Genomic DNA, 26,990 nt, shown 5'->3' on the forward strand with positions numbered 1-26,990 from the left:
GTTTCAAACACGTAGCTTTTTTCATACACTATTTAATTGTATACATAGATATTTTTTCCTAAATAATCATAGTATTTATAATCAGGATAACTTTGAATAACCAAGTAATAATTTGTTGATGTAAGTTGTTTTTCCATGTCTTCAATACGTACATAAAAAACCTTACCATCATCAAGTTCCAACTTACATTTGGTTTGATCTTTTTCATCAGGTTCAAAGACAATACTAGAGATTTGATTTTGAACAACTGATGGTAATTTGACATATGCTTTCACAAATGATTGGAAATGTTCTTCGTCAAAATTCATCATTTGTGGACAACGTTGTACATAAGAAATCCATTTTTGTTGTTGATCTTGTTCAAAAATTCCATCTTGATCTGCAACATATAAAATATTATTAATATAGCCATATAAAGAAGCATTGTTTTCTTTAATTCTTATCTTTATATTCCCTATCAAATCTTTCGTTACAGTTGCTTTTTCAACAAAGATCATTTTTTCAACCTCTGTTTCAATCTGTTTTTTATTTACTTTAAAAAAATAAGTTTGTTTTGATTTAACCGGTAATCGTTCAATAATCTCTTCAGCAGAAGTCAAATGACATCCTGAAACAGTTATTTTTTTTACTTTAGACATATCTCCAAATAAAAAAATCACTAAAAATATCAAAAACAAAACAATAAGTACAAAATTAATTCTTCTTTTTCTTTTTTTCTTTTTTAATTTATTTCTTATTGTTAACACTTGATTTTCATCATGTTCATTATATACATACGTTGTCATCTTAAGACTCCCAATTAATAAAACGTACTTCTGGTTTTAATAAAACACCATACTTTTCTTGAACTGTTTTTTGGACATAAAAAATCAAATCATGAATATCCTTAGCAGAAGCATAACCATTATTTACAATAAAGTTAGAATGTTTTGGAGAAACTTGTGCTCCACCAATTTCATAACCTCTAAGACCTGCATCATCAATATATTTCCATGCAGCTGCACCTTCTGGATTTCTAAAAACACTTCCTGCACTTGGTTTATTCCAAGGTTGCGTAGACATTCTTCTTTCTTTTCTTTTATCTAAAGTTTCATTAATTTCTTCAACACTTTTATTTTCCAAAACAAAAGTAGCTTCCAAAACAATCCATTTAGGATGGTCTTGAATGATGGAATGTCGATATGAAAAATCCATTTCATCTTTAGATAATTCAACCACTTTTAAACATTCATCTAATACTTTTACTGATTTAACAACTTCACTTAAACATGATTTATAGGCCCCTGCATTCATAAAAATACCACCACCGATATTTCCAGGAATTCCTCCCATAAATTCAAAACCACTCAAACCAATTTTAGCACAATCATAAGCAAGTTTAATCATTGTAACACCACATTGGGCAGTTACTTCGCTCCCATTGACATGGTATTGATTCATATCTTCAAGGGAAATAATAATTCCTTCAAAACTTTTATCTGAAAATAATAAATTTGAACCTCTTCCAATAACAAAAAGTTGAATACGATGCTTACGACAATACTTTATCACTTCAATCAACTCATCGACATTTTGAACTTTTATAAATAATTTTGCTGGCCCACCTACACGATAAGTTGTATGTTTATATAACGGTTCATCTTTAAGAACTGTTCCAACATCTAATTGTTTAAGTTCTTCATAATATTTTTCAAACTTCATCATTAGTCTCCTAACATCGAAATAATTTCTTGATACATATCTTCAACTGCATTTGGCTTTCCTAACTTTTTAGCGTTTTCTGTTAAAATTTGAAGTGCAGTTTGATCATTAATAACACTATCAATTGTAGAAATCAATTTTTCTCCTGTTAAATCTTTTTCAAGAATCATTTTAGCAGCATGATTATTTTCTAATTCACGTGCATTATATTCTTGATGATTTGCTGCTACATAAGGACTAGGAATCAAAATAGCTGGTACGCCTAAAGCTGTTAATTCGGCAAGGGTACTGGCTCCTGCACGCGAAACAATAAGATCTGTCGCATGCATTAAAGAAGGCATATCATCAACATAAGGGATGATTTTTACGTTTTCATTTTCATAATCTTTCATTGATTCATAATAAGGTTTCCCAGTAACATAAAGTACTTGATATTCTTTACCAACAAATTGATTCATCGATTCCTTCATCGTTTGATTAACTGTCTGTGATCCTAATGATCCCATAACAATCGTAACAACTTTTTTATTTCTATCTAAACCATATTTATCATAAATATCTTTAGGAACTTCATGGCTGACAACACTTGCACGAGGATTTCCAAGCAATAGTGTTTTTTCTTGAGGAAATTCTTCATACGCTTTTTGATAACAACAAATGATCTTATCTACTTTTTTTATAAGAATTTTATTTGTTAAACCAATAATCGAGTTTTGTTCATGAATCATCGTTTTAATTTTTAAACTTGCAGCAGCTTCTAAAGCTGAAGCACTTGGATATCCACCAAAACCAACAACAATATCAGGATTAAATTTTTTTATAACTTTTTTTGCTTTTCCAATAGATTTAATAAATAACAAAGCTGCATGAGCTTTCTTTAAAGGATTACCCGCTAATCCTTTAACATTTAAACCAACATAATCATATCCAAGTTGGGGAACAACTTGAGATTCCAAACGATCCTTTGTTCCAATAAATAAAAATTTTGAATTTGGATCTTGTTTTTTTATATATTCAACTAATGCAAGAGCAGGGTATAAATGTCCACCTGTTCCTCCAGCAGCAACAACAACTTTCATCTTTACTCACTCCTTAAAGTTTATTATACTCTTTTTCTCTATTTTTGAGAATTGATAACTCTAAAATAGTGCCACTCTTTATCAAAAAAAGCAACACTTTTTAAAAAAAAGATTAATCATTCGACTAATCTTTCTTTTGAATAATAAAACTTACACCATCAACTCTATTAACAGCTTCAACTTTATATCCATACATTGTTACTGTTTTATAAACAATAGATAATCCTAAACCAAATTGTCCTTTATGTCCTATTTCATAAGGTTGAAATAAAGATTCAGGATTTGAATTATCTATAGGTTCACCATCATTAAATATTTCTAAATATTGATCTTTTAAAATAATTTTAATTTCATGGTGTACATAACGAGCAGCATTTTCTATAATATTTTCAATACAAATACGCCAATAATCATCTTTTCCTTTAAAAGATGAACCTTGTAAATCCGTAATAATTTCTATTTGTGGATGCATAGCTGTTAATTGGAAAACAATATGTTCAATCAATTCTTTCATTGAACATGTTTCATCTCCAATTTGTCCACTTATGTAATCTAATCGATTTAAATATAATAAACTTTTTACTTTCTTTTCTAACCGATCTGTATTTTCTAAAATAACATCCACTGATGAATCTTTATCTCCATAAGGATAAATATCATCCTTAATACTTTGAGCATATGTTTGAATTAAAGCAATAGGTGTTTTTAAATCATGAGAAATGTTATGAATCATTTCTTCTTTAATTTCATTTTGTCGATCTATCTCTTCTTTCATTTCTATTAATGAAGAAGATAAAACACCTATCTCATCTTCTCTTTGAATATGCAATTCACTTTCTTTATCATTTTTTATATCATCTATATAATTTTTAATAAGTTTCAATGGTTTTATTAAAGATGAAACCCAAATAAACAAAGCAAGTCCAATAATTAAAAAAGCAATATAAAAGATATCAATAACTTGATCCTTTAGATTATTAATCAATGTTTTAGAATAATCACTATAAACAAGTGAAATAATATAATTAGAATCATCCGCTTTTACAATTTGATAATATACTGTTTGGTCTTGCATTTTAACCTTTTCTTGTAATTTCTTTTTATTTTTCTTAACCATCTTATAAAGATCATTTTGAAAAACATAATCTAATATTTGATATTTCTTAGCAGAAATATTTTGCGCTGTTGTAAGCGTATCTTCATTAATGTTATAAGTAAAATGATAAATTTGTTTATCTGAACCTGCATAATCAGGAGAAAAATCATATGAGTAAAAATCATTTTGTGAGCGTGTCAAAACATCATACATTTCATTATCAATAACATGTGTTAAGTTGTTATCAATAATAGGCAATAGAATTGCTAAAACACCTATCGCAATAATTGAAAAAATAATAACAAGTTGTTTTTGTAAAGAATATTTCGTAAGCATTAATCTAAACGATATCCAAATCCATAAATCGTACGAATATTAATTTCTGGCATTTTTTTACGCAATCTTCGAAGTGTATCATCAACGACACGATCACTACCAAAATAATTTTCGTCCCATACTTTTGATAAAACTTGTTCTCTTGAAATAGCTAATCCTTTGTTATTTAAAAAGTAAACAAGTAGATCATATTCTTTTGTTGTTAAAATGATTTCATTATTGTTATAGAAGACTCTTCTTTTTTCTAAATCAATATCATAACCATCTATTTGTATCTTAGATGGATTATCATAAGCACGTTTTAATAAATTATTAATTCTTAAAATAACTTCTTTAATATTAAATGGTTTTGTAATATAGTCATCTGAGCCTTTTTCTAAACCAATAATGCGATCAAATTCTTGATCTCTAGCTGACATAAATATAATTGGCATTTTAGGCTTACTTGCCTTTATTTCATTAAACAATTCAAAACCACTTGCCTTATCTAACATAATATCTATAAGCCATAGATGTACATCATCATCTTTATGAAGTAAAGCTTCATCATACGTATAAAATGAGCAAACACTATAGCCTTCTTTTTCTAAATAAGTTCTTACCAAATCATTTAGATTTTTTTCATCATCTATAATATTAATTTTAAATAACATCTTCTTCACCTCATTTGTATCCTATTCTATTATGACCTATTATAGTTAAAATATTGCCATAATATATGGCAATATTTTGTGATAATATGTGATTTTATCTTTCAATAACAAATCCGCGTTCTTTCATTTTAGAAATGATATAATCTACAGATTGTAAACATTTTTCATTTGTATTCGCTTCAACCATAACACGTACAACCGGTTCAGTTCCTGATTCACGAACAAGAACACGTCCTTCATCACCTAACTTATCTTCAACTTCTTTAATGACTTTTTGTACTTCAACATCATTTTGAGCTTCTTTTTTATCTCTTACATATACATTTTTCATTAATTGAGGATAAATTGTTACAGGTTCAACTAATTGAGCTAATGTTTTTTTGCTTTCAATAACTGCTTCCATAATTTTTAAAGATGTTAAAATACCATCTCCTGTTGTGGCATGTTTAGAGAAAATGATATGTCCTGATTGTTCTCCACCAATACAATGACCATTTTTCACCATGTTTTCATTAACATATTTATCTCCAACAGCTGTTTTTTCATATTTAATACCTTCTTTATCTAACGCTTTATATAAACCTAAGTTAGACATAACTGTTGTAACAATTGTATCATTAGATAATTCACCATGTTCTTTTAAATATTTACCACAAACATAAAGAATTAAATCACCATCAATAACTCTTCCAAATTCATCAACGGCTAAACAACGATCAGCATCACCATCATAAGCAAAGCCAATATCTAATCCTTTAGATTTTACTAGTTCTTGTAATGATTCAATATGTGTAGAACCACAGTTTGTATTAATATTTAAACCATCTGGTTCACTATGAATCACATAAGTTTTTGCTCCTAAAGCATCGAAAACACTTTTAGCAAGATTAGAACTAGCACCATTAGCACAATCTAAACCAACACGAATATTTTTAAAAGCACGTGTAGGAATAGACATTAAATATCCTAAATATCTATTTCTACCTACTGAATAATCTGTTGCACATCCAATTTCATCTTTTGTAGCAAATGGAATTTCATCTACTTCACCATCAATGTATTGTTCAATTAAATTTTCAACCTTCGCATCCATTTTATGACCATTACAATCTAAAACTTTAATTCCATTATCATAATATGGATTATGTGAAGCAGAAATCATAATTCCACAATCAAAACCATCTGTTCTTGTAATATAAGCAACACTTGGTGTTGTTGTTACATGCATTAAAGAAACATCTGCACCACTTGCTGTAAGTCCAGCAACAAGTGCATATTCTAACATATAAGAACTTCTTCTTGTATCTTTCCCAATAACAACTTGAGCATGATCTTTATTTCTTCCAAAATACCACCCAATGTATCTTCCTACTTTATAAGCATGTTCAACTGTTAAATCTTTATTAGCTTCCCCACGAAAGCCATCTGTTCCGAAATATTTTCCCATTTTAAATCTCTCCTATTTCTTTATATTTACGCGAATCTGTTCATCGCTATCTAAACGATATGTTAAAGTTTCGTCACTTAATTCTACTTCTAATTTCACATTATGTCGACCCTTTTTTAACCCAACGACATCTACATAGACCTTAATGTCATCATTTGTAAGAGCATTAATACGATCACTTGTACCAATAACTGTTAAATTGCATGTATCGCTTGACATAGAAACATTGCTTTCTTTGCCATTTTTTATTTGAATTGGTATATCCGTAAATTGTCTTTGTTCAGAAGGAACAAGCGTAATTGTTCCATCCACTTTAGTAAATGACATCTTATTAACTCCTGAAACACTTAACAATTTTAAGTCTTTAAATGTACGACCTTCTTCCAAATCACTTACATCCACTTTAACTTTAATATTATTAATATCCTTTAATTTACTTTCATCACCATAAATCTTTACTTTATCTTTTGAAAAAGTCATTTGATCTATTGCATATCCATTAGCCACATTTCCTGTATATTCAGGTACAAGTGGAACTGTCTTACTATAATTAGACAATGAACAATCCACTTTAACAATTGAAGGAATAACACTTACATTTAAAGCTTTTCCACTTCGATCAAAAGCCTTTACTTTACATTCTTGAGTAAACGAATCTGTCACTCCCTTTAAATCAATAATTGCTTCAACAGAATAAACATTATCAATATTATCTTGTGAACCCCTTACTTCTACTTCACTATGTTCAATACTATCTACTGAAACAGAATGTTTATCCTTTAAGCTATCTTCATTTTTAAAACGATATCCTAAACTAAACGTTTTAGTTACCTTTTGTGAAACTGTTACCGTTACTGTTTGAGGAACAATGAGAACTTCTAAATCATTAGAGAAATTTCTTGATTTCAATTCTACTGTCTGTTCGCCTTCCCCTATTCCCGAAAAATCAGCATATATTTCATAATTTTTCATCAATTTAGCATTATAAATATCAATAGAAGGACCAACTAAGCCTACACTTACAGTCTCTGGCATTCCAGCAACAACAAAATCATCTTGTAAATTTTCTATTTTCACAGGGACTTGTTGAATATAATCTCCTGAATTAGGTGTTGAAAATAAATTTTCAAAATTACCTCCATTAACTGTAAATAGTAAAATCGTTGCTAAAATAAATGATAATATTTTTAAAGATAATCCTGATTGTAACATTCTATCTAAAGTAGAATTAATAAAATTCATCACTTTAATAGCACCATTTACAAAAGCTCTTCCCCTTAAATCTATTTCATCATTAATAGATTGAGGAGTGATATGTTTTTCTTCTGTTTTTGGTTTTTCTTTTTCTTTTGAAATAAAATTTAAGAAAAAATCAGTTGTTGAATCACGATGTTCTTGATTATTTTTACTCATCTTCATCACCTTCTTCATCTTCTGATTTAAACCAACCTAGTTCATTAACTAAGCTTGCTCTTAATTCCTTTCTTGGAATTTTAATAAGTTCTCCTTTGATAGCAAAAGAAATCGTCCCTGTTTCTTCAGAAACTACAACTGTTAATGAATCAGTAATTTCACTTATTCCTAAAGCAGCACGATGTCTTGCCCCATAAATAGGTGAAAGATCCTTTTGAGTTGGTGGGAAAAAGGCAGCTGCACAAACAACACGGTCATCTTTAATAATAACTGCCCCATCATGTAAAGGTGTTCCTTCCCAAAAGATCGTATTAAATAATTCTGATTTAATATCGGCATTGATTTTAGTTCCTGTATTAATATAATCTATTAAAGATTGTCCTCTTTCAAAAGTAATCAAGGCCCCTGTTTGTGTTTCTGATAACTTTGTCACTGAATCAACAATTTCATCTAACAAATGTTCCTTTTGATCATTTGATAAACGTTCCATATGATAATCTCTTTTAGTTTGTCCCATTTTTTCAAGTAATGAACGAATTTCTGGTTGAAAGATTACAATTACCGCAATAATTCCCCAAGTCAAAACCGTATCTACTAAATAAGACATTGTTGAAAGTCCTAAAACACTTGTTACTAATTTAATTAACAAAATAATGAGAACCCCTTTAAATAACTGCATCGTTCTCATATTTTGTTTAAACATACTAATTCCTAAATATAAAATATACCACACTAATAATAAATCAATAATTGTACGAATAATGTTTAAAATTAATGATAGATTAACTTCTATACCTGCTATCATTTTATCCCCTACTTTCTTCAAACATATTATACTTGATGTTTTCTATTTTATAAAGAAAAGATAGATTTTTATTCAAAATCTATCTTTTCATCTTTATTATTAACAAATCTTTAAATTCTTCAATATTAATTTCTTGACCTTGTTCTTTTTTCTTTAAAGCTTCTAAAACATCTTGATATCTTTTTTTCGTAAGTGGATTTGTCATCATACAAATAATAGATAAAAGTAAACACATACACGTCACACCTATAAATAAAAGAGCAATTCCATGTTGTGTTGCTAAACTTTGGGTTGCTAATTGACCATTATAACCAATTTTATCCATACAGTTTCCTAAGATACTTACCCCAATAGCTGCTGCTATTTTTTGTGAAACAGTAGCCATTGAATAAAAAATACCATCTTTTCTAACCTTATTTATCAAACAATCAACTTCTACGCAATCACTAATCATTGCATAAATCACTTGATATAAAGCATTAAGTCCAACTACTAAAATACTTGTCATGATAACAGGACCAATAGCTGATTTTGGTTTTAAAATAAATAGAGGAAATACAATCATACATACAAACCAAATCCCCATCGAAATACACCAAGCTTTAGCTTTAGAATATTTGATGGACCATTTATTAATAGGAAACACCCAAAACAAAGCAACAATCCACATAATAATATTGACCATCGACACTTGCATATTATTTAATTGTAAATTATAAGTAAGGTAATAAACTAATACGCCTAAAAATACAGCTTGTGCTAAAATAGCAAAAATAAATGCTGCTGTTAAATGTAAAAAAGCTTTATTTCTTAATGGTCCATTTAATAAATCTTTAAAAGTTACTTTTTCTTTAATGATGACTTCTTGATTTTCATAACCTTTAGAAACTTTCCAACCAATTAAAATACTGATTGTACAAATAAAACCAAAAATAGCAAAACAAACAGACCAAGCATTCTTTATACTTCCTACAAAAGGAGCTAAAAAAGAAGTATATGCCATGATACCACTTCCTAAAGCAACCCCTACGATAGCCCAAAATGTTCTAATAGTGGCTAATCGACTTCTAGTATCATAATCATTTGTAACTTCACCACTTAAAGATGTATAAGGAATATCTATTAATGTTTGAAATGTATAAAATAAAATGGCAACAACAATAAAATAAATCTTTTGTGTGGTTTCTACAAAATTCCATGACGTAAATAAAAGCCATGTAACAATTCCAAAAGGAATGGCAAAAGCAATTAAAAATGGTCTTCTTCGTCCTTTTTGAGGATCTCTTGCATCAGAAATCATTCCTACTAGAGGATCTGTAATGGCATCCCAAACAGTCCCAATAGTCATAATAAAACCTGCAAAACTTCCTGAAAGTCCTACAACATCTGTAAAGAAATATAAACCATAAGTCGTAAACATTGTAAATGTAAACAATGTTGCAAGACCAGGTAAGCCATACAAATACATTTGTTTTTTAGTCATCTTTTTCATCTGTCATCCCAGCTATCTTATAAGTATAAGGTTTAAAATAAGGTAATAATTGATCAATAACTGGTCCATAAACAAAAACTGCAATCAGTGTTCCTATCCCCCAAGAAGCTCCCATAAAAACTCCCAAGGCAAATAAAATACAATAAGAAACTGATAAACCTATACCATAACTCTTATGTAATAAATCAGCCATTGCAAAAGCAAAAATATCACTTGATTGATATCCAAGACCAATAGGAATATAGTAGGCTAGAGTAAGGATAATGATTAAAGATCCAGCAATAATGCAACCTACTTTTAAACCAAATGACATCGCATCTACAGGTGGTAATATTGGTGCTAAAAAATCTAACCAAACATTTTCAAATGGACCTATTAAAAAGCACCAAGCTAATGTTCCTAAATGTACTAAATCTCTTCTAATAATTAAAAATACAAAGAAAACAATTCCTTCAAAAACAAGTGCTGCTGTTCCTAATTGAACATGAAAAACATTAGATAGTCCTATTTCAAAAGTAGTAAGAGGATCGCTTCCCCATTCTGGTGAAACAAGTAAAGCGACCCCTAGAGCACAAAAGAAAATAGAAGGAATAATTGCAAGTAATCTACGTGTATATCCTAGAATAATCTTTTTATCCATCATTAATCCTCCCACTCAACAGCAATTGCTCTTACTGGTGAACCATCACAACCTACAACTTTCATTGGAATAGCAATAATATAAGGATTTTCAAAATCAATTCGATCAAAATAAGCCCAGTTTTCTCCAATCATTAAGCGTTTTTCAGAAAATAAATCATGAACTGGGAATTCTGTTCCACCTGTTTGATCAGCATTAATTGTATCAATTCCAATAAATCTAACACCTTGTTCTACTAAATAATGAGCAACTTCTCCATTAACATAAGGATGATGGAAAAATTCTTCTGTTCCTCTTTTTTTATACCAATTTGTATTAAATAAAACAATTTTACCAGGTGTAATTTGTTCTTTATAAGGTTCAATATCTTCCATTGTAATTGCTTCTTCAGCTTTTTTATCAGTGACTCTTACAACAATAGCATCTCCTAAAAAGAAATCTAACTCCATTTGATCAATTGTTGCTCCTTCATTAGAAAAATGATAAGGGGCATCTACATGTGAACCTGTTTGTGTTCCCATTACTAATGTTGATAAATTATAACCTTCATTTTCTAAAGTTGTTGCTACAGTAACTGATGGTTCAGGATCTCCTGGATAAATTGGTGTATCAGCTGTAAATTCCCATGATAAATCAACAATTTTTTTAATCTTATGCATTTTCTTTTTCTCCTTCATCTTTATAAGCTTTTTTTAATAATTCTAAGTAATCTTCTTTATGAATTTCTCTTGCATTATCATTTGATAAAACATTATCTGCTGATCTTTGAGCAATTGCATCAAACTTATCTTCAGTAATCCCTTTTATTTCTTTAATTTTAGGAATATTTAATCTTCTATTTAAATCTTTTACATATTGAACTGCACTATATGCATACTCTTGATCATTCATACCATTTCTTTCAATACCTAAAGCATCAGCAATATCTACAAATCTATCTAAACATGCAGGAATGTTGTATTCCATAATATATGGTAAAAATAAAGAATTAGCGACACCATGTGGTGTATCAAACCATGCACCAACTGTTTCAGCAAAGGCATGAACAGCACCAACATTAGAGCTAATAAATGACATACCTCCTATTGTACTTGCTATCATCATATTTCTTCTTGCTTCTTTATCATGACCATTTACATAAGCTTTTTCTAAATTTTGAGCAATTAATGAAATTCCTTTTAAAGCAAGCGCATCTGTAATTGGTTGATGAACTTTAACTGTGTAAGCTTCTATACAATGTGTTAAAGCATCCACTCCACAAGATGCTGTCAGTGATTGTGGTAAATCCAAAGTAATTGTTGGATCACAAATTGCAAGTGTTGGAATCATATGAATAGGATCCCCAACTGTCATTTTATACATTCTTGCTGTATCTGTAATGACTGCACACCATGTAACTTCACTTCCTGTTCCTGCAGTTGAAGGAATACAAATAAGTGGTAAAATTGAATGTTCTAATTCTACATCTCCCCATTCAACAGTTGTTTTTCCGTTTGTAACAATTGCAGCAACTGCTTTTGCTTGGTCCATTGCTGACCCTCCACCTAAAGCAATGATGGCATCTACCTTTTCTTCAATAGCAACTTTTGCCATTGCATCACAATCTTCTGCTCTTGGATTAGGTTTTACGTTTGTTTCTAATAAATATTCAATTTCTTCTTTTTCTAAACTTTCTTTTAATACTTGATAATGAGCTGATTTAGATAAAAAATCATCTGTAACAATCAACACTTTCTTAAATCCTAATGCTTTTACTTCATTCCCTGTTTCATTTAAAACACCATATCCTTCTACAATACGTGTTCCATGAAAAAAATTATTGACTTCTAACATATTTTCCTCCTGTTTCTTAACTCTACGTTTATTTTATGCTATATTGTAACTATACAATCAAGTGTTATTTGTGAATTTTTTAATTTAGGAAAGGATTGGCTAAAAAATGGATAATTTTTATGTTTCACCAACAGAATTTGCAAGTATTTCAGGAGTGAGTCGTCAAACTTTAATTTTTTATGAAAAAAAAGGTATCTTTTTACCTGCATATAAAAACGAAAAAGGCTATAGATTTTATTTAATGTCTCAATTAGACATTATAGCTACTATACAGTCTCTTCAAAAAATAGGACTTTCTTTAGAAGAAATCAAAGATTATATTGAACATCGTAATGCTCAAAGTACGTATGAATTATTTTCTAATAAGATTAATACTTTAAAAGAGATTATTACTACCTATCATAAAATGATCAATATGATGGAAACAAAATGTCAACTTATTACCAAAGCTAATCAAATATTGACAGATATGGTATATATCGAATATCGAGATGAGATTAAAATTATTAAAAGTGATTATATTCCTTTTAATAGTAAAGAAATCAATCAGTATAAAATTTTAGGAGAACATATTAAATATAGAAAAAAACAAAACCATTCCTTAGGACATGCTATTAGTGGAATGGTTGAATGGAAAAAAATGTTAAAGTCAAAAAGAAAGAAAACATTTTATCAATATTATTACACAATTTTAGATAATCAACTAGAAGATGAAAATTATGATATTATACCTTCTGGTAATTATTTAGTTATTTATCATAAAGGAACTTATGAAACATCTTATCAATCCTATCATCTTTTTTTAGATTATGCTAAAAAAAATCATCTAGTATTAGATGATATTGCTTATGATGAAAGTTTAATTGATGAACTTACTGAAGCAAATCCACAAAATTATATTACACAAATTAGTGTCAAATTTAAAAAAGAGCTCGAATGAGCTCTTTCTTATCCGTTATTTTTTCTATATTGTTGTCTTCTTTCGTTTTCAGTTAAATAGCGTTTTCTTAAACGAATATTATTTGGTGTTACTTCTACAAGTTCATCTTCATTAATATAATCTAAACAAGATTCTAGATTAAATTGACGAGGTCTTTTTAAAACAACTGTAGAATCTTTTGATGATGAACGTGTATTTGTCATTTGTTTACCTTTAGTAACATTAACAGTTAAATCATTATCTCTACTGTGTTCACCAACAATCATACCTTCATAAACATCCACACCAGGACCAACGAACATAACTCCACGATCTTCAACACTTCCAAGTGAATAAGCTGTAGTTTGTCCACTATCAATTGAAATTAAAACTCCTAAGTTTCTCTTACCAACTGTTTCACCTTCCATTGGACGGTAATCAATAAATGAGTGAGAGATAATTCCATATCCTTTTGTCATTGTTAAGAAGTTTGTCATAAATCCAAATAAACCTCTTGATGGAATTGTATAAACAACACGTGTTTGTCCATCACGAGAATCCATTGTTTCTAAGACACCTCGACGATATCCAAGTGATTCAATAACCGCTCCAATACAATCATCAGGTGCTTCAATAGTTACTTCTTCATATGGTTCACATAAAACACCATCGATTTCTTTCATGATTGCTTTAGGTTTAGAAACTTGTAATTCATAACCTTCACGTCTCATATTTTCAATTAAAATAGATAAGTGTAATTCTCCACGTCCAGAAACGATCCATTCTTCTCTATTTTGAATTCTTTCAATTTTTAATGAAACGTCTCTATTTGTTTCTTTAAATAATCTTTCTTCAATTTGTCTAGCAGTCACAAATTTACCATCTTGACCAGCAAATGGTGAAGTATTTGTTCCAAAAACCATTTGAATTGTTGGTTCATCAACATGTAATAATGGTAAGGCTTCTTCTTGACCAGTTGTACATACTGTTTCACCAACACCAATATCAGCAAGACCAGCAATAGCAACGATATCTCCTGCACTTGCTTCTTCAATTTCAATACGGTGTAATCCAATAAATCCATATAATTTTTGAATTCTAAATTGACTATGGCTTCCATCAGCTCTTACACAAGTGACTGATTCATTAACATGAATCTTACCTCTTTGAATACGTCCGATTCCAATACGCCCTACATAATCATTATAGTCTAATAAAGCTGGTTGGAATTGTAAAGGTCCATCAACATCTACTAATGGTTCAGGAATTTCTTTGATAATCATATCAAATAAACAATCCATATTTGGTACTTGTGTTGAAATATCAGGATCTAAACTTGATGTCCCTTGTAAAGCTGAAGTATAGATTGTTGGGAATTCTAATTGGTCATCATCTGCGCCTAATTCCATAAATAATTCTAAGACTTCATCCATAACTTCATCAATACGTGTTACAGGTCTATCTACTTTATTAATAACTACGATAGGTTTTACTTTAGCAGCTAAAGCTTTCTTTAAAACGAAACGTGTTTGTGGCATTGTTCCTTCATAAGCATCTACTACTAATAAAACACCATCTACCATGTTCATGATACGTTCTACTTCTCCACCAAAGTCAGCATGGCCTGGTGTATCCATGATATTGATTCGATAATCTTTATAATTAATTGCTGTATTTTTAGCAAGAATTGTAATTCCTCTTTCTCTTTCAAGGGCATTGCTATCCATCGCACGTTCACTAATTTGTTCACGGTCTTCTAATGTTCCAGATAGCTTTAATAATTGGTCTACTAATGTTGTTTTTCCATGGTCTACATGGGCAATAATCGCTATATTTCTAATATTCATACGCTACTCTCCCTTCGATAACTTCCTCATTATATCATAATAATTTGAATTGTCATTATTTATTTTTTATGTCAAGAATTATTTTTCAATGTAAGAGTTTACACTCTATAATTCATTCAATACTTCTTGTTTAATCACCTCTAAAACACCTTGATGATCATTACTTTTAGCAATGCCATAAGCAATATCTTTAATACGTGGAACAGCATTGGCCATAGCATAACTATATTTTACCGCTTTAAGTAAAGTATAATCATTCATTTGATCACCAAACGCCATACATTCTTCCGGTTTGATATTTAATTTTTTTTGTAATAACTTGATAGCTACCCCTTTATTAATATCTTCATTTTGAATATCGATCCATTCATTACCTGAAGTTGTTGCCTTAACACCTTTATCTAATCCTCTAGCAATATCATCAGCATAACGGATAATTTGATGACTAGGATCATAGATTGCTATTTTCATAATTTCGTCATCAATTTCATCATAACTTTCTACAAATTGATAATTACAATAATATGTACGAACAACTGATTCTAAATGTTTAAATTCACTTAAACAATACGCACTTTTTACACCACATAAAATCATATTCAATTCAGGATGTTTTTCTACTAATTGAATAACCGCTTGTACTTGTTCCTTTTTTAAAGTATTAGTTGAAATAAGTTTTGCTCCTTTAGCTATATAACTCCCATTTTCACCAATAAAATACATTTCATTAGAAATTGGTAAAAATTTTTGATATAAACGGAAATATTGATTTCCTGAAGCAATTACAAACTTAATTCCTTTTTTTCTAAGTTCAGCAAAAATATCAAAAAATTCCATTGAAAATCTTTTAGAAGAATCTAAAAAAGTTCCATCCATATCTGTTGCTATTAATTTAATCATTCACTTCTCCCCTTTTTCTTCAAAAATATATTAAAGAAATATAATTTATTTTTCAATATTAAAGCAAAAGAAAAGTACGATTTTTCGTACCTTACTTTCCTATTATTCTCTTTATTACTTCTAAATCTTCATTATTTAATAACATATCAAAGATTTCATCATATTGTTTTTCTGTGAGATTTTCTAACCAACTTATATCTTCATTTGGATATTTCGTTTTATAGAGCTTTATGACATGCGATTTTGACTTTTCTACTTTGCCTTCAGCTCTTCCTTTAGCTTCTCCATCGACATAATGAGCCATCTTATCAAATTCAGCTTTTTCATAAGCCCAGGCTTCTTCTCTTAAGTTCATATCTTCCATAAACTTATCATATTTTTCTTTCATGATTTGTCCCACCTTTGTCATCTTTATTCTATCACATTCATTTCCTTTTTCAATGACATAACAAAGCTCTTCTAATTCATTTAAATGATCTTTTCCCTTTTCTTTAACTATTTTTTCAATTTCTTTTAAAAACACATAATAAATATGTATTAAACTTCCTTTATCATCATGATATTTATTATTCATAATACTAAATTTTCTTATTAATTCATGATATTCCTTATCTTCTTCATGATATAGAATTATTTGATATACCGGTTGCAACTTTCGATATTCATCCCCACTTTTTATTTGTAAAGCAATATTTTTAAAAGCATAATATTGAAATCTTCGATGCAAACTTTCAAATAAACCTGCTGATTGTACTTCAATATTAATATACTCTCCTTCTTGTGTTTTTACTCTAACATCTAAAATAGATCTTTTTTCCCGATAGTGATGTGTCATTAACTCTGAATTAATAACATAAAGTTCTTTACAGCGAATAGGTGTTATTTCTTCAATAATCTTTTTTAGAATATACTGGCATCCTTCATCTTCATTATCATAAACAAAATACTTAAATAATAGGTCATTATAAAATGGTATGGTTATCTTCTCTTTCATCTTTTGATCCTCCTATTATTTATATTGTATTTTTTCATACGTTTTTCTTTAAAAAAAAGGATTTATTTGTTTTGATACAAATAAATTCCTTCTTTAAAACGATTTAAACCGTCTTTTAATCTTTCAAATGGGCAAGCTACATTCATACGAATAAAAGCTTTTCCATTTTCACCATATTCTAGACCATCACTTACATAAAGACCTGTTTTCTTTCTTATAAAAGAAGTGAGTTCAACACTATCTAAACATACCTTATGACAATCGATCCATAAAAGATAAGTTGCTTCTGTAGGCACTACATAAACATCTTTGATTTCTTTTTGAATAAATGAAATCGCATAATCTTTATTATTTTGAATATATTGATTTAATTCATTAAGCCAATCTTCACTTTGATTAAAAGCTGCCTTTGTGGCACAAATCGCAAAACTATTTGGTTCTGCCACTTCATCCGTATTAATTCCTCGATTGACTTTATGTCTTAATACTTCATTTGGTACAACAATACAGGCTGTTTGCATCCCTGCCATATTAAAGGCTTTGGTTGGTGCAATACACATAATTGTATTTTCTAAATTTGTTTTTGAAACGGAAGCAAAAGGAATATATTCTTTTTGAGGATTGGTAATATCACAATGAATTTCATCACTTAAAACAATAACATGATGTTTTGCACATAAATCACCAATTCTTTGTAAAGTTTCTTTATCCCAAATTTTACCTATTGGATTATGGGGATTACAGAAAATCATTAATGTTGTTTGACTTAAAGAAAGTTTTCTTTCTAAATCTTCAAAATCAATATGATATTCTTTTCCATCAAAAACAAGGTCACTTGATAAAACATGTCTTCCATTATTTAAAATAGAATTATAAAAAATATTATAAACTGGTGACATAATCAAAACATTTTCACCTACTGTTGTCACCTTTCTAACTACCGAAGAAATAGCAGGAACAACTCCTGTAACAAACATCATCCAATCTTTTTCCATATGAAAATGATGTCTTCTTTCCCACCAATTTTGATAAGCTTCAAAATAATCATCAGGTACCGTATTATAACCAAAGATTTTATGATCTACCCTATTATGTAAAGCATCTATAATAGCTGGAGCTGTTTCAAAGTCCATATCAGCTACCCACATAGGAAGTTCATTTTCTTTAACATCCCATTTATATGAATTTGTATTAAAACGATTGGTCATCTTTGAAAAATCGTACATCTTTACATCTCCTTTAATTGAATCTTTGTTTGACTTGGATCAATGATTTGATCATCAATAATCATTTCACCAATACTCTGTGCACTAATTTTACCAGAAATAGGATTTGTAATACTATCAATATGACTTACAATTTGTGCATCAATATCTTTGCAAAATTCAAAAGCTAGAGTGGTATTAATTAATTTACAATTTACCATCTTTAATCCTTCGATATAACATAATCCTTGTAAACTTTCAATTGTACAATTCACAAAAGTAATATTTTTCGTATTCCATGCAAGATATTCACCAATAATTACTGAATCATAAACCGTTACATTTTCACAATTCCAAAAAGCATCTTTTGAAACAAGTTTTGAATTTCTAACAATAATATTCTTACCACCATCAAAGCAATAATTTCCTGATAAATTCAAACCATCAATTTCAATATTTTCACTATTCATTCCAAAGTAATCACCTTTAGCAACCACATTATATAACTTAATATCACTACATTTCCATAAGGTTTCTTGAGCATTGACCATATTAACATTTTCTAAAGAAATATGTGTCCCTCTTCTAAATGTTTTAGGCGCATCAATCACGCTATCTTTAATATTAATATGATGAGTATACCAAATACCTGATCTAGCAGTTTCAAGTAAGGTACTGTTTTCTACATTGATATGATTACAATACCATAGTGGATATTTCCACTTAAAAATACTTCCACTAATATCTATATGATCACTTTCTTTTAAAGGCGATTCTCCATCTGCAAAAATACTATCTTCTACTTTTAAATCATGACTTTTAAATAAAGCTCTTTCACCTTTTAAATAAGCTTGTTTAACTAATTCCATCTTAATCCTCCTTCATTTGTTTCTTTAACGTATATATTAAATAATCTAAACAATCTATTTTCTTTTGTTCCTCATGCAATTTATCTAATAAACAACAACGATGACACTGTAATGATTTTATCAACATCTTCAAATCATCATTATTATATTTTTTAATACACTTTGTAATAAGTTCTTCATCACATCCTGCATCTTTTAAATTCATAATTAATTCTTCAATTACTTCTTTTCCCAAAGCTCTCACCACTTTCCTTTATTATTGTAATTCTTTATCTCTATATTATCAAATACCTATAACAAATACATTTCTATACTTGCAAGGCATAATAAAGATGATTAAAATAAGCATAAAGGATGTGAAATCATGGAATTTAGACTTCTACAATATTTTCTTGCGATTGCAAGAGAGGAAACAATTTTAAAAGCGGCTGAAAGCTTAAACGTGACTCAGCCCACTTTATCAAGACAAATGAAAGAACTTGAAGATCATTTAGGAAAACAACTTTTTATTCGTGGTAATCGTAAAATCACTTTAACAGAAGAAGGTATTTTACTTCGCCAACGTGCTGAAGAAATTGTCAGTTTGGTTGAAAAAACAGAAAGTGAAATTATGCTATTCGATGAAACTTTAAGTGGTGAAGTATGCATTGGTAGTGGTGAAACGTTAGGCATCGAAATCATTTGTAAAGCCATTCAACGTGTACAAGAAGATTATCCACGTATCCAATTCCATTTATTTAGTGGTAATGAACAAGATGTGACAGATCGTCTTGAAAAAGGTCTGATTGATTTTGGTATGATCATTGAACCCGCTAATATTTATAAATACAATCATTTATCTTTACCTTATCAAGACTTATGGGGCATTTATATAAAAAAGGATCACCCTCTTGCTTTAAAAGAATCAATTACTCCTCAAGATTTAATTGATGTTCCTCTTCTTTGTTCCTCACAAGAATTAAAATATAAACAAATAGAAAACTGGGCCAATTCTTATTTTTCTAAGTATCATATTATTGCAACCTATAATTTAATTTATAATGCCAGTATTCTAACAAAGGAATGTAATGGAGCTGTGATTTCTTTAAAAAACCTCATTGATACAAGTAATGAAAGTTCTTTGTGTTTTAGACCCCTTGAGCCACAAATCACTTCATCACTTGCCTTTATTTGGAAAAAATATCGCGTTCTTTCTAAACCTGCACAATATTTTTTAAAAGTATTAGAAGAAGAAATAAAAAAAGCTCATAAATGCCCACAAATTAATAAAAATATGATAAAGTAAAATTAATCATTCATTAAAGAAGGGGGGGCCTATGAAAAGAAAAAATAAAGGATTTACTCTTGTAGAAATAATAGTAGTTCTTCTAATTATCGCCATTCTTGCAGCTATCGCTATTCCAGCTTGTCAAGGATACCTTGAAGAAAGTCGCGAATCGCATGACCTCATCAACGTTCGTGCTGCTTGTACAGATATCATTGCGATGGGAAAAACAGGATATAAAACAGATATTGTAAAAGAAGTAGAACTTACACAAAAGAAAAATGATTGGCAAGCTTTTGATTCTGTAACTATTGCTGGTATTACGCACAAGAAATCAGATGGTGACACTGATAACTGGAAAGGAATTCCTAAAGACGGTGGTGTTTGTGAAATCTCATACAATAAAGAAAAGAATACTGTTGTTTTTAATTGGAAAGGAAGTAAGACAGAAGAATCCACTATTGATTTTTCATCGAATTTACATAGTGCATTAAATAATAGCGGTTTATTAGAAAATGATCTTAAAAAGAAATCTTTTTTTGAAATTGATTCGAAATGTGATGGTTCAACAATGGTTCCAAAATTAATAGAACAGATTGAAAATAAGAGTTTATTAAACCATGGTACATGGGCCTATTATGGAAATCCACAAGAAAAAACTGAAAGATATTTATTTTGGACTTCAGTTGATACAGATAAAATCAATGCTAACACACAAATTCCTGTCATTATTAGTACAGCTGATGGAAAATTCTACATTTCATCATCAACGACTGCACGAAAGCGAAAAGATAGTGCTCATAAACCATATATAGCGATTGCTCCAACCGGTAGTGGCAATTCTAGTCAATATAAATCATACATAACTGGAAAAGATCAATACAATACACTTGAAGAGGCTTATAAAGCTTATGCTAATGTTGTAAAAAATGATTATCCTAAATACAAAGATACTTTACCACAATAGTAATAAACACGCCTAAAAGACGCGGTATGTACTTCCAAAGTCTTCACTTACCGAAGCCTGACAGTTACACTGCTTTTACTGTGTAACAAAATAAGCAGTCAAAAATAGAAAAAAAACAATGAAACAGCAAAAGCTGAAACATTGTTCTTTTTTGTTATATAATTTATATATGAAAACCAAAATGATTCTAACGCATTACAACTATCTTCGCCAATAAATTAAGGTATTAATTCGATAAAGATGACATGGTTGTTTGTTACTAAAAAGAGTAATTCTATCTAAATATTATCTTCTTTATTTCTATTTCTAGCTACCAGGCTATTTTTAGTTTATCACTTGAGGCTTTTTGCTTAACGCTAAAACTCTAGAGTTATCACACGCAAGCACGTGGTATTAATTTTATAACAAAGTAATAAAAGAGCTCAATTGAGCTCTTTTACTATTATTTTAAATCTTCTCCATTTGTTTCGATGACTTTTTTATACCAATAGAAAGATTCTTTTCTTCTTCTAGCAAAATCTCCTGTACCATCATCATATCTTTCTACAAAGATAAATCCGTAGCGTTTTGCCATTTCTCCAGTTGAAGCAGAAACTAAATCAATACATCCCCAAGGTGTATATCCTCTTAAATCAACACCATCTAAAACAGCTTCATGCATTTGTTCAATATGACTTCTTAAATAATCAATACGATAGCTATCTCTGACTTTACCATCTTCATCAATTGTATCATAAGCCCCTAACCCATTTTCTACAACAAAGATTGGTAATTGATAACGATCATAAATTTCATTTAGTGAATATCTTAAACCAACTGGATCAATTTGCCATCCCCAGTCAGATGCTTTTAAGTATGGATTAGGAACTCCACCTAAGATATTTCCTTTTCCACCTTCTTTTGTTTTATCAGCAGTTTGACAGTTTGACATATAATAAGAACATGTATAGAAATCTACTGGACCAGTTGCAAGAATTTCTTCATCTCCTTCTTCCATTTTAATTTCAATATTATTTTCTTTAAAATATCTCTTTATGTAGTTTGGATATTTACCACGACATTGAACATCACTGCAGAACCAGTTCATTAAATGATTCTTTTGTTGATTTTCAATTTGATCATCTGGATTACATGTAAGACCATAACTTGTGGCCATGATTTGCATACATCCTACTTGATAGTTTGGATCAATTTCATGTGCCATTTTCACTGCTAAAGCACTTGCTACAAATTGATGATGTAATCCTTGGAAACGGTTTTGAGGAACATCTACTTGATCCATAAATTCCATTTCTTTAATCTCATTTAAAATACCTTGTCCTAAAAATGCTCCCATTGCTGTTGTTGCACTATTGATTTCATTAAATGTTAGCCAATATTTTACTTTTCCCTTATAGCGAGTAAAAATAGCTCTACAGAAATTTAAGTAACAATCAATCATACGACGATCTACCCATGAATTCCATTTTTTTGTTAAGTTAAATGGTACTTCATAGTGAGAAATTGTAATGAGTGGTTCAATACCATATTTTAAACATTCATCAATTAATTCTTCATAGAATTTTAAACCTGCTTCATTAGGTTTATCTTCATCACCATTTGGGAAAATACGTGTCCATGCAATAGAAAAACGATACATTTTAAATCCCATTTCCGCAAATAACGCAATATCTTCTTTGAAGCGATGATAATGATCAATCGCATCATGACTTGGATAGAATGTCCCTTCTTCTAATACTGGTGTAATTCTTTTACTTTTTGTAGCAGTTCCTCCTGTACAAATATCTGGACAAGAAATACCTTTACCACCTTCTTGCCAGCCTCCTTCTAATTGGTTTGCAGCTGTTGCTCCACCCCAATAAAATCCTTTTGGAAAACTCATTTTTCTTCCTCCTTGTTTTGATATACAAAATTTCAAAAATCATTATAGCTTATCCTTTGAAAAAACACTTACTTTTTTCAGTATTGTAAAATCACTTGACAAACACAAAAGGTGAACCTTAATCCACCTCACTTGTTTTCTTTACAACGATCGAACGCTTTGATTTCTTTCCTTCATACATCAATTTATCGGCTTTTTTAATTGCATCATTGACTTTTGAATTTCCATAAATACCCCCAACAGTAATTGATAATGATAAATCTTCATAATCATCTACTTTTGTTTGTTTTACACATTCACTAATTTGATACAACCGAGTTGTAAAAGTATTATAATGAATATCTTGGAAAACAAGTAAAAATTCATCCCCACCATAACGTATAAAGATATCATCAGATCGAATGCATGATTGAATAGCTTTAGAAACAGCTTTGATTGCTTGATCGCCAGCATTATGACCATATTGATCATTAATTGCCTTAAAATTATCGGCATCGATCATTGCTACTGCTGATACATCATTGATGTATTGAACGTATTCTTCATAATAACGTCGACTATAAGCATTAGTCAAAACATCTGTATAGTATTCTTTATTATAAGTTACGATATTTTCTAAGAATCGTGTTTTCCCATGAGCTCCTAAAATAATATCTTCTTTTGTTTTATAAACAAGTTCTAAGACCCAAGGACGCTCATCCACTTCTACATACTGCGCAATAATGGCATAAATGTCATAATCAACAAATTCTAATTTAAAAGCTTGCCCTTTTTTGATATACGCTTGCTTAGAAATACAATTGACACAAACATCTTTTCTTTTCCAGTAATCATAACAATTGCCTTCAATAATTTCTATTTGATCATTCTCTGCTTTTGCGGATTGATGTTTTTGAAAATCTATCAAACGAACAACCGTAAAAATATCTTTTAAGGATTCAATAAAATCTTTTATTTCAGTATATGTATATTTTAAAGAAATATTTTCTTGAATATTATGTATAACTTGAATATTGTTGTCTTTAACTAGTTTTCCAACAAATCCTTTATAAACACTTCCATTCCATCGCGTACTTGCTTGTAAATGATACCATTGTTTTTGTTTTCCAACTTGTGCATAAATCTTTAAATCAACCTCTGGATTTAAATGTGTTGTTTCTTTGAGTTTATCCTTAAGTAATTTAATTGTTGATTTATTAAAAAAAGAAAATTCATGATTTTTTGGGTGATAAATTATTTCATCAATTCCTAGATCTTTTGCTGCTTGTGAAGAAATATAAACAGCATCTTTAAATGCATCGTATTCAAATGTCATTTCCTGAAAAAATTTTCTGTTTTGAGACTCATTATTTTTTTCTTTAGGCATTTCACTTCTAAATTGTTTAATAACGAGCTCATCTGTCATCTTTGAAACAACTGCTTGATCTGCATAATTTTCATTTTCAAATAAAGAAGCTTTCATTTCTTCACTAATATCATAAAGACATTCTAATAACAGGGGATTAAAAACCCCACATTGACCATCAATAATCATCTTCATAGCTTGTCCATGACTATATGCTTTTTTATAGCAACGTTCACTCGTAAGAGCATCATAAACATCCGCAATTGAAACAACTTGTGCTGAAATAGGAATTTGATCACCAACTAATCCATCAGGATAACCATGTCCATCATATCTTTCATGATGCCAACGACATATTTGATAAGCATACTCCAATAAATCATTATTATTGTAGTTAGGAACTGTTTTCAACATTTCTGCACCAATCAAAGAGTGTTGTTTTACGATTTCAAATTCATCTTTTGTAAGTCGTCCCGGTTTATTTAAAATCTTTTCATCAATTGAAATTTTTCCAATATCATGTAAAGATGAAGCTGTACTAATAAGTAAGATATCCGCATCACTTAACTTATATTCGTGCGATTTTTTACCCATTTGTAATAAAAGCATTTTTGTAATTGTTTGAATATGTTGTATATGTAAACCACTTTCGCCATTTCTAAATTCAACGATATGTCCTAAGACATTGATTAATGTCGTATTATTGTTTACTCTTTTTTGAATTTGTTGTTCTACTAAATGAACCAGTTTCTTTTGTTTTTCATAAAGCATTAAAGTGTTTTTAATTCTTCGATCAATAATATAACTTTCAAAAGGTCTCCTGATATAATCAGTTGCTCCAAGTTCATAAGCCTTTTCCATAGAAGTCGAATCTCCTTCTGAAGAAATAATAATAACAGGAAGATATTCTAAATAACGTTGTTCCTTCATCTTTTCAAGAACTTGATAACCATCCATATTAGGCATTACAATGTCTAATAAGACTAAATCAATCGATTTATCTTCTTTTATCATTTCTAAAGCTTTTTTCCCATCTTCTGCTTCTAAAATTTGATATTGATTCCTCAATAATTCGCATAAAATTATTCGATTAATCTGGGCATCATCAACAATCAATATTTTTGCTTTTCTTTTTGGCATACACATACTCCTTCCATGACTCATTTTTATCACTTTTTCACATTTTTATTTAGATACATATAGCGATCTGCTTTTTCAATAAATTTTGGAATATAATTTAATGACTCATCATATTTAGCATAACCAATACTCACACTAAAATCTGGTAAACCTTCATAAGATTGTTGAAATAATCTTTGTAAATCATTAAATACAGGAGTTATTTCCTCATTTTTATCTCTTTCACATACCATGATAAACTCATCTCCACCATAACGTGAAATAAAACAATTATGTAAATATGCAATTTGTTTTAAAATATCAGCTGTCTTTAAAATGATTTGATCTCCAACAACATGCCCAAGTTCATCATTTATCTTTTTAAATTGATCAATGTCTAATAAAAATAAATAAAGATCTTTTTTTTGATGATTTTCCTTCATTTTCATTGTTAAATAAATATCCAATTGTTCTCGGTTATTGATTTTGGTAAGCGGGTCTAATGAAATAAGGTTTTGTTGAAAATAATTATAAACAATAAAAATTGAATATGTGAGTCCTAGATTAAAAATAAGTAAATGATCCACTGTAATTTGAATTAACGCAGTAATAAAAGGAAGAAAAGAAAAACGAACAATCACTTTATATTCCTTTTGATATAAGTAATTCTTTGCTTTTTTAGATAAATATCCTGCTTTTATTGAAAGATAAAGGATATAAGCAAATAAAATTAAAAAATAGAATGGTAACAATTTGCCACGATGATAGTTTCCTACTTGATCAATAACAAATAATCCATGTGTCCAATAAGAAAGCAAAGAAGATCCTATAAAAAAGATGAGAGGAATAAAAGTAAGCACTAATATTTTTTTATGCTTCAAAACAGCTGAATGAAGTGTTTTTTGGACATAAACATACCAAGAACAAACAAGCATTGCTAGTGAACAAAAATAGAAGCTATTAAATATTCCACTTTGAATCTTACTAAAAGTAAGAAAATGTTTTACATTCATGATCCAAATTGCATCCATAAACAAATAAACACAAGCCCAAGCAATGGTATAATAAAAATAGTTCCAATGATCATTTTGTTCACGATTGATATACATTTGATATAAAATTCGAATCAATAATAATAAACAAAAAACATCCATTTCTAAACTCATTATTTCACTACTCATAAT

General features: G+C 29.4%; 24 protein-coding genes. 3 read left to right on the forward strand and 21 right to left on the reverse strand.

Translation table 11 applies throughout. The features are described from left to right. Window positions 1-32: 32 nt before the first annotated feature. The 12 genes from OCV55_RS07945 to OCV55_RS08000 form a co-directional block, all read right to left on the reverse strand. Window positions 33-785 (reverse strand): cell division protein FtsQ/DivIB, encoded by a 753-nt coding sequence (locus OCV55_RS07945; protein ID WP_147580291.1) that lies wholly within the window; start codon window positions 783-785, stop codon window positions 33-35. Window position 786: 1 nt separating this feature from the next. After that, window positions 787-1,701 (reverse strand): UDP-N-acetylmuramate dehydrogenase, encoded by a 915-nt coding sequence (gene murB / locus OCV55_RS07950; protein WP_032090660.1) that lies wholly within the window; start codon window positions 1,699-1,701, stop codon window positions 787-789. Window positions 1,702-1,703: 2 nt separating this feature from the next. Further along, window positions 1,704-2,780 (reverse strand): undecaprenyldiphospho-muramoylpentapeptide beta-N-acetylglucosaminyltransferase, encoded by a 1,077-nt coding sequence (murG, locus tag OCV55_RS07955; RefSeq protein ID WP_032090661.1) that lies wholly within the window; start codon window positions 2,778-2,780, stop codon window positions 1,704-1,706. Window positions 2,781-2,904: 124 nt separating this feature from the next. Beyond that, window positions 2,905-4,212 carry a HAMP domain-containing sensor histidine kinase gene (locus tag OCV55_RS07960; protein WP_147580292.1) on the reverse strand — a complete coding sequence of 436 codons (1,308 nt, stop codon included), beginning with the start codon at window positions 4,210-4,212 and terminating at the stop codon, window positions 2,905-2,907. Continuing rightward, window positions 4,212-4,865 carry a response regulator transcription factor gene (locus OCV55_RS07965; protein ID WP_022001805.1) on the reverse strand — a complete coding sequence of 218 codons (654 nt, stop codon included), beginning with the start codon at window positions 4,863-4,865 and terminating at the stop codon, window positions 4,212-4,214. The genes OCV55_RS07960 and OCV55_RS07965 overlap by 1 nt, the downstream gene beginning before the upstream one ends. Before the next feature lie 94 nt (window positions 4,866-4,959). Further along, window positions 4,960-6,312 (reverse strand): phosphoglucosamine mutase, encoded by a 1,353-nt coding sequence (glmM, locus tag OCV55_RS07970; RefSeq protein WP_147580293.1) that lies wholly within the window; start codon window positions 6,310-6,312, stop codon window positions 4,960-4,962. A 12-nt stretch (window positions 6,313-6,324) separates the two neighbouring features. Beyond that, on the reverse strand, window positions 6,325-7,725 hold the full coding sequence (locus OCV55_RS07975) for a CdaR family protein (protein ID WP_052010941.1): 1,401 nt from the start codon (window positions 7,723-7,725) through the stop codon (window positions 6,325-6,327). Further along, window positions 7,718-8,530: a diadenylate cyclase CdaA gene (gene cdaA / locus OCV55_RS07980; protein WP_032090665.1), complete on the reverse strand. Its 813-nt coding sequence runs from the start codon at window positions 8,528-8,530 to the stop codon at window positions 7,718-7,720. Before cdaA ends, OCV55_RS07975 begins: the two co-directional genes overlap by 8 nt. A 79-nt stretch (window positions 8,531-8,609) precedes the next feature. Then, complete coding sequence (locus OCV55_RS07985; RefSeq protein ID WP_147580294.1) at window positions 8,610-10,022, reverse strand: MFS transporter; 1,413 nt, start codon at window positions 10,020-10,022, stop codon at window positions 8,610-8,612. Further along, entirely contained in the window at window positions 10,006-10,662 is a 657-nt protein-coding gene (locus OCV55_RS07990; RefSeq protein WP_032090667.1) for a YczE/YyaS/YitT family protein, read from the reverse strand. The genes OCV55_RS07985 and OCV55_RS07990 overlap by 17 nt, the downstream gene beginning before the upstream one ends. A gap of 2 nt (window positions 10,663-10,664) precedes the next feature. Then, window positions 10,665-11,321: a cyclase family protein gene (locus OCV55_RS07995; protein WP_081918962.1), complete on the reverse strand. Its 657-nt coding sequence runs from the start codon at window positions 11,319-11,321 to the stop codon at window positions 10,665-10,667. Further along, window positions 11,314-12,495, reverse strand: a complete 1,182-nt coding sequence (locus tag OCV55_RS08000; RefSeq protein WP_147580295.1) for an iron-containing alcohol dehydrogenase — start codon at window positions 12,493-12,495, stop codon at window positions 11,314-11,316. The genes OCV55_RS07995 and OCV55_RS08000 overlap by 8 nt, the downstream gene beginning before the upstream one ends. Before the next feature lie 106 nt (window positions 12,496-12,601). On the opposite strand from OCV55_RS08000, the gene OCV55_RS08005 reads away from it, so the two are divergent. Then, window positions 12,602-13,435 carry a MerR family transcriptional regulator gene (locus OCV55_RS08005; RefSeq protein WP_119363815.1) on the forward strand — a complete coding sequence of 278 codons (834 nt, stop codon included), beginning with the start codon at window positions 12,602-12,604 and terminating at the stop codon, window positions 13,433-13,435. Between the two features lie 8 nt (window positions 13,436-13,443). Here the strand turns inward: OCV55_RS08005 and typA are convergent, their stop codons facing one another. The 6 genes from typA to OCV55_RS08035 all read right to left on the reverse strand — a co-directional run bounded on the left by typA (window position 13,444) and on the right by OCV55_RS08035 (window position 19,464). Beyond that, window positions 13,444-15,261 carry a translational GTPase TypA gene (gene typA, locus OCV55_RS08010; RefSeq protein WP_119363816.1) on the reverse strand — a complete coding sequence of 606 codons (1,818 nt, stop codon included), beginning with the start codon at window positions 15,259-15,261 and terminating at the stop codon, window positions 13,444-13,446. A 105-nt stretch (window positions 15,262-15,366) separates the two neighbouring features. Next, window positions 15,367-16,161, reverse strand: coding sequence for a Cof-type HAD-IIB family hydrolase (locus OCV55_RS08015; protein WP_032090671.1), 795 nt, complete (start codon window positions 16,159-16,161; stop codon window positions 15,367-15,369). 91 nt (window positions 16,162-16,252) lie between these two features. Then, entirely contained in the window at window positions 16,253-17,155 is a 903-nt protein-coding gene (locus tag OCV55_RS08020) for an Rpn family recombination-promoting nuclease/putative transposase (RefSeq protein WP_147580296.1), read from the reverse strand. Window positions 17,156-17,217: 62 nt separating this feature from the next. Next, a complete protein-coding gene (locus OCV55_RS08025) occupies window positions 17,218-18,381 on the reverse strand; it encodes a MalY/PatB family protein (RefSeq protein ID WP_147580297.1) in 1,164 nt (387 codons plus the stop codon). A gap of 2 nt (window positions 18,382-18,383) precedes the next feature. Then, window positions 18,384-19,229 carry a DUF3737 family protein gene (locus OCV55_RS08030; protein WP_147580298.1) on the reverse strand — a complete coding sequence of 282 codons (846 nt, stop codon included), beginning with the start codon at window positions 19,227-19,229 and terminating at the stop codon, window positions 18,384-18,386. A 1-nt stretch (window position 19,230) separates the two neighbouring features. Then, window positions 19,231-19,464 (reverse strand): hypothetical protein, encoded by a 234-nt coding sequence (locus OCV55_RS08035; RefSeq protein ID WP_199588461.1) that lies wholly within the window; start codon window positions 19,462-19,464, stop codon window positions 19,231-19,233. 129 nt (window positions 19,465-19,593) lie between these two features. Between OCV55_RS08035 and OCV55_RS08040 the strand changes: the two genes are divergently transcribed. Both OCV55_RS08040 and OCV55_RS08045 read left to right on the forward strand, forming a co-directional pair. Then, window positions 19,594-20,514: a LysR family transcriptional regulator gene (locus OCV55_RS08040; RefSeq protein ID WP_147580299.1), complete on the forward strand. Its 921-nt coding sequence runs from the start codon at window positions 19,594-19,596 to the stop codon at window positions 20,512-20,514. Between the two features lie 31 nt (window positions 20,515-20,545). After that, window positions 20,546-21,460: a prepilin-type N-terminal cleavage/methylation domain-containing protein gene (locus tag OCV55_RS08045; RefSeq protein WP_147580300.1), complete on the forward strand. Its 915-nt coding sequence runs from the start codon at window positions 20,546-20,548 to the stop codon at window positions 21,458-21,460. 442 nt (window positions 21,461-21,902) lie between these two features. Here the strand turns inward: OCV55_RS08045 and OCV55_RS08050 are convergent, their stop codons facing one another. From OCV55_RS08050 to OCV55_RS08060, 3 genes are all read right to left on the reverse strand, one after another. Then, entirely contained in the window at window positions 21,903-23,342 is a 1,440-nt protein-coding gene (locus OCV55_RS08050) for a glycoside hydrolase family 1 protein (protein WP_032090681.1), read from the reverse strand. Window positions 23,343-23,460: 118 nt separating this feature from the next. Further along, window positions 23,461-25,827 carry a diguanylate cyclase gene (locus tag OCV55_RS08055; protein WP_267309867.1) on the reverse strand — a complete coding sequence of 789 codons (2,367 nt, stop codon included), beginning with the start codon at window positions 25,825-25,827 and terminating at the stop codon, window positions 23,461-23,463. Between the two features lie 29 nt (window positions 25,828-25,856). Then, window positions 25,857-26,987, reverse strand: a complete 1,131-nt coding sequence (locus tag OCV55_RS08060; protein WP_147580302.1) for a GGDEF domain-containing protein — start codon at window positions 26,985-26,987, stop codon at window positions 25,857-25,859. Window positions 26,988-26,990: the final 3 nt, after the last annotated feature.

The sequence above is a fragment of the [Clostridium] ammoniilyticum genome (assembly GCF_025566905.1).
Classification (GTDB): Bacteria; Bacillota_I; Bacilli_A; order Erysipelotrichales; family Coprobacillaceae; genus Faecalibacillus; species Faecalibacillus intestinalis.

What these genes read in the sequence shown, in the direction of transcription:
- OCV55_RS08020 (WP_147580296.1), bottom strand. Translation starts at nt 17,155, where the DNA reads ATGAAAGAGAAGATAACCATACCATTTTATAATGACCTATTATTTAAG.
- OCV55_RS07965 (WP_022001805.1), bottom strand. Translation starts at nt 4,865, where the DNA reads ATGTTATTTAAAATTAATATTATAGATGATGAAAAAAATCTAAATGAT.
- OCV55_RS07985 (WP_147580294.1), bottom strand. Translation starts at nt 10,022, where the DNA reads ATGAAAAAGATGACTAAAAAACAAATGTATTTGTATGGCTTACCTGGT.
- OCV55_RS07945 (WP_147580291.1), bottom strand. Translation starts at nt 785, where the DNA reads ATGACAACGTATGTATATAATGAACATGATGAAAATCAAGTGTTAACA.
- OCV55_RS08015 (WP_032090671.1), bottom strand. Translation starts at nt 16,161, where the DNA reads ATGATTAAATTAATAGCAACAGATATGGATGGAACTTTTTTAGATTCT.
- OCV55_RS08025 (WP_147580297.1), bottom strand. Translation starts at nt 18,381, where the DNA reads ATGTACGATTTTTCAAAGATGACCAATCGTTTTAATACAAATTCATAT.
- OCV55_RS08040 (WP_147580299.1), top strand. Translation starts at nt 19,594, where the DNA reads ATGGAATTTAGACTTCTACAATATTTTCTTGCGATTGCAAGAGAGGAA.
- OCV55_RS07975 (WP_052010941.1), bottom strand. Translation starts at nt 7,725, where the DNA reads ATGAGTAAAAATAATCAAGAACATCGTGATTCAACAACTGATTTTTTC.
- OCV55_RS07990 (WP_032090667.1), bottom strand. Translation starts at nt 10,662, where the DNA reads ATGGATAAAAAGATTATTCTAGGATATACACGTAGATTACTTGCAATT.
- OCV55_RS08050 (WP_032090681.1), bottom strand. Translation starts at nt 23,342, where the DNA reads ATGAGTTTTCCAAAAGGATTTTATTGGGGTGGAGCAACAGCTGCAAAC.
- cdaA (WP_032090665.1), bottom strand. Translation starts at nt 8,530, where the DNA reads ATGATAGCAGGTATAGAAGTTAATCTATCATTAATTTTAAACATTATT.
- OCV55_RS08030 (WP_147580298.1), bottom strand. Translation starts at nt 19,229, where the DNA reads ATGGAATTAGTTAAACAAGCTTATTTAAAAGGTGAAAGAGCTTTATTT.
- murG (WP_032090661.1), bottom strand. Translation starts at nt 2,780, where the DNA reads ATGAAAGTTGTTGTTGCTGCTGGAGGAACAGGTGGACATTTATACCCT.
- typA (WP_119363816.1), bottom strand. Translation starts at nt 15,261, where the DNA reads ATGAATATTAGAAATATAGCGATTATTGCCCATGTAGACCATGGAAAA.
- glmM (WP_147580293.1), bottom strand. Translation starts at nt 6,312, where the DNA reads ATGGGAAAATATTTCGGAACAGATGGCTTTCGTGGGGAAGCTAATAAA.
- OCV55_RS07960 (WP_147580292.1), bottom strand. Translation starts at nt 4,212, where the DNA reads ATGCTTACGAAATATTCTTTACAAAAACAACTTGTTATTATTTTTTCA.
- murB (WP_032090660.1), bottom strand. Translation starts at nt 1,701, where the DNA reads ATGAAGTTTGAAAAATATTATGAAGAACTTAAACAATTAGATGTTGGA.
- OCV55_RS08045 (WP_147580300.1), top strand. Translation starts at nt 20,546, where the DNA reads ATGAAAAGAAAAAATAAAGGATTTACTCTTGTAGAAATAATAGTAGTT.
- OCV55_RS08055 (WP_267309867.1), bottom strand. Translation starts at nt 25,827, where the DNA reads ATGCCAAAAAGAAAAGCAAAAATATTGATTGTTGATGATGCCCAGATT.
- OCV55_RS07995 (WP_081918962.1), bottom strand. Translation starts at nt 11,321, where the DNA reads ATGCATAAGATTAAAAAAATTGTTGATTTATCATGGGAATTTACAGCT.
- OCV55_RS08060 (WP_147580302.1), bottom strand. Translation starts at nt 26,987, where the DNA reads ATGAGTAGTGAAATAATGAGTTTAGAAATGGATGTTTTTTGTTTATTA.
- OCV55_RS08005 (WP_119363815.1), top strand. Translation starts at nt 12,602, where the DNA reads ATGGATAATTTTTATGTTTCACCAACAGAATTTGCAAGTATTTCAGGA.
- OCV55_RS08000 (WP_147580295.1), bottom strand. Translation starts at nt 12,495, where the DNA reads ATGTTAGAAGTCAATAATTTTTTTCATGGAACACGTATTGTAGAAGGA.